3 protein-coding genes are annotated in these 3,328 nt (G+C 30.6%); all 3 read left to right on the top strand.

What is annotated here, in order from left to right; all coding sequences use genetic code 11:
• Positions 1–111 precede the first annotated feature (111 nt).
• Positions 112–975 carry a substrate-binding domain-containing protein gene (locus AB1349_13195; GenBank protein ID MEW6558279.1) on the top strand — a complete coding sequence of 288 codons (864 nt, stop codon included), beginning with the start codon at positions 112–114 and terminating at the stop codon, positions 973–975.
• Positions 976–1,405: 430 nt separating this feature from the next.
• A complete protein-coding gene (locus AB1349_13190) occupies positions 1,406–2,176 on the top strand; it encodes a permease (protein MEW6558278.1) in 771 nt (256 codons plus the stop codon).
• Between the two features lie 12 nt (positions 2,177–2,188).
• On the top strand, positions 2,189–3,226 hold the full coding sequence (locus AB1349_13185) for a cache domain-containing protein (GenBank protein MEW6558277.1): 1,038 nt from the start codon (positions 2,189–2,191) through the stop codon (positions 3,224–3,226).
• Positions 3,227–3,328: the final 102 nt, after the last annotated feature.

The raw sequence follows: 3,328 nt of genomic DNA, 5'->3' as shown, positions 1-3,328 counted from the left end.
GTGCTTTATGAGGAAGTGTTATTGAAGAGCCGTGTGTGGGCAATCTGCAAGCACGGTTCTGCGAGGGGCACGACAGCCCGATAGGGCTGTCACCACAAGGAGGTTATAAAGATGTCTACTCAACAAAGAATTATATTTATTTTAATGGTAATCTCACTTGTTTTTCCATCTATAGTTTTTGGGAAAGTAAAAATTACTGTTACTGCAAGATGTTTTTTTGGAAGCATTGTAATGACTAAAGAGAAATTTGAGAAAAAGACAGGTATTGAGGTAATTATGAATGATACCTGTGCAGGATTAGATGAAGGTGTAAAGAGTGTAATTGAAGGGAAATCAGATATTGGAACTATGGCAAGAGCATTGACTGAAAAAGAGAAGAAAGCCGGTCTAGTAGAAATTCCATTATCTGTAGACGGTATTGCTGTTTTAGTTAATAAGGATAACAAAATTAATGAAATTAGTACTGAGGATGTTTTAAATATTACGGCAGGAAATATTAGAAACTGGAAGGAAGTAGGTGGAAATGATTCGAAAATTTTGATTTTCACTCAGCAGTGTGGAGCATCCGAAGAAAAGATACTGGAATCCCTTTTTAAAAAATATGGTATTAATGTAGATAGGGAATATCTTTCTAAGGTTGTTGTTGAAGCGGATATCACAGATACTCTTGTTCAAAGAGTAGAAGCATATAAATCTTCAATTGCACTTGTTCCACAGATGTTTCATACCGAAAAGGTTAAATTTCTGAAAGTTGATGGCTGCCTTCCAACAAGAGAAAATGTTCTTGCAAATATTATCGAACCCGAAAAGGAAAAGATTATTAAAAAATATCCTCTCATAAGGCCTCTCAATCTTGTAGTAAAGGGAAAGCCAAAAGGTGAAGTAAAGAGATTTATAGATTTTATGATAGGCAATGAAGGTAAAGAAATAATTGAGAAAAATTTGTCAATGGATTGGTTAAAAGAAGGCTTCTAATAAATCTTGGAAGTTTATTCTTATTGCATTCAGAATAACTTTTCAACAATCTTAGGTAATTAAATTTATTTTTAATTTATAAATAATGGATTACATCTTTCCAAAGATAGCAATAGGATATCTGATTTTTATAATCACAGGATTGGCGTGCTTTCCAAAGTTTAAATTGACTGAAAGAACTCCAAAATTTATTTATCTTTTCCTTATTTTATTATCACTAATTATATTTGGAAGATTCATTCTTTGGAGTTGTTGTAAGATTGGTCTTGTTAATATATGCAATTATTGCTCATTTTATAAAAGATGTTTTGGAGAAGATAGCTCTTCATTGTTTTGGAAAATTCGCATAGAATTTTTTCATTTTATATTTCAATAGACTCTTATAACATTCTCTTCATTTACTATAGGTACATTGATTGCTTCTTTAAGTATGAATATATATCACAAAATACCTATAAATTTAAAAACGGCAATCCTGGCAGGAATATTTTTACCATTATGTACATGCGGTATATTCCCTTTGGTTAAAAGTCTTATGTTAAATAAGAATATTAAAGGGTATGTTATATTAACATTTTTACTTATTACTCCTATGTTGAGTCCGTATACAATTTTTCTTTCCTATTCTATATTAGGTGTAGAATATCTTGCTGCAAGGGTAATATGTGCCATTCTAATTGCAGTTGTTGGAGGATTGATTATTACAAGTTTTTCTGAATTCGAAGAGAAAAGAATGCTTATTTTAAATCAACAAAAATCTAATATCTGCAATCCTTTGTATATAAATAAAAAGATAAATTATATTGATTATGGGCTCTTTTTTTTCAGAACAATGAGTAAGTTTGTTTTAATAGGAATTGTAATAGGCAGTTTATTGTCGACATTTTTACCTCCACAATTTATTGATAGATATATCAATAATACATTATTAGGTTTATTTTCTACTGTATTTGTTGCTATTCCGGTAAATATATGTTCAGGACAAGAAGTTATCTTATTGAAACCTTTACAAACTCTGGGTCTAACAATGGGGCATCAGATAGCATTTACAATTGCTGCTACAGGTATTTGTGCTGGTGTCCTCCCATTATATTATTCACTTTTTGGTAAGAAACTTACGTGTATAATTGTATTTTATTTTTTTATAAGTGCAATAAGTAGCAGTTTTTTGATTAATTGGATAATTAAAATCTTTTTATAAAAAGGAGGAGAGATGGAAGGAATAAAAAAATTATTTTGGTGGAAAGGTTTTGGTATACGAAATAAAATTTTAATTTCAATTATTTTTTCAATAACAGTGATAATAGCAGCAATTCTTATTTCTGTAATTACTTCTGAAACGAGGAGAATATTAGCAAATAAACAGGAATCAGTAAAAAATATTATAAATTCTGTTGATAACGCATTTAACCAACAAATGATGCAGATGGACTCTTACGGGGCTTTATTAACGAGAGATCGATATCTTAATGAGACAATAAGGACAACACTGTTTACTGGGGAAACTCAGGAATTAATAAAGCACATTGTAAATCTAAAAGCTGATATGAAACTTTATAATCTTGTTGTATGTGTTCCAGAAGGTAAGGTACTTGCTGATGCAATGCTTGAGATGAAATATGCTGAAGAAGCAAAAATAGATTTTTTATTTGAGAGAGGGAAGAAATGGAGAACAATATCAAGTTTAGTGTTAGAGAATGAGAAGTTTTGGATGAAGGCATGTGTTCCCATCAGAGAAAGAACGAAACTTATAGCAATAGTCATAATGTATAATGAAATTGGAAAGGAATTTGTAGATGAAATAGAAGAAATAACAGGAGCAAAAATAGCTCTTTTAAAAGTTACAGGAGAAAATAAAGGTAAAGTGGTGATTTCCGCAATACCAAAAATGGAAGGGATTGAGATAGAAAATGATTCTATCAAGAAAGCTCTATCCACTGACAAAACGGATTATATATTGAATTATGTTGTAGGAGATAAGACAAATATAGTAGGAGTTAAACCTCTAAAAAATTTGAAGAATGAAGTAATAGGAATATCAATGAACATAGTAAATACTACGGATATAATTGCTATGAGGAGAGATTTAGCAAAAGCTATAGGAATAACGGCAATTTTTGGATTAATTATCAGTTTTTTAATGGCTTTCTTTACAGCATGGGTCCTATCTAAGCCAATTTTAAAATTAGTTGAAGGAACACAAAGATTAGCTAGTGGAGACTTCAGTTATCGACCTGAAAAACGGCTATAAACACTGTTTTTTTGATACGGCTCGTCGGAACCACTATAAAATATATTTGCAAATTCATTCAAATCAAAGGTTTGACCTTTGAAATTGCTCTTTGAATTTTGA

This window comes from Elusimicrobiota bacterium (assembly GCA_040757695.1).
Taxonomy (GTDB): Bacteria; Elusimicrobiota; UBA8919; order UBA8919; family UBA8919; genus JBFLWK01.
Note: the sequence above shows the minus strand (reverse complement) of the source record. Positions and strands in the feature narration are given on the sequence as shown.

What these genes read in the sequence shown, in the direction of transcription:
- AB1349_13195 (MEW6558279.1), top strand. Translation starts at nt 112, where the DNA reads ATGTCTACTCAACAAAGAATTATATTTATTTTAATGGTAATCTCACTT.
- AB1349_13190 (MEW6558278.1), top strand. Translation starts at nt 1,406, where the DNA reads ATGAATATATATCACAAAATACCTATAAATTTAAAAACGGCAATCCTG.
- AB1349_13185 (MEW6558277.1), top strand. Translation starts at nt 2,189, where the DNA reads ATGGAAGGAATAAAAAAATTATTTTGGTGGAAAGGTTTTGGTATACGA.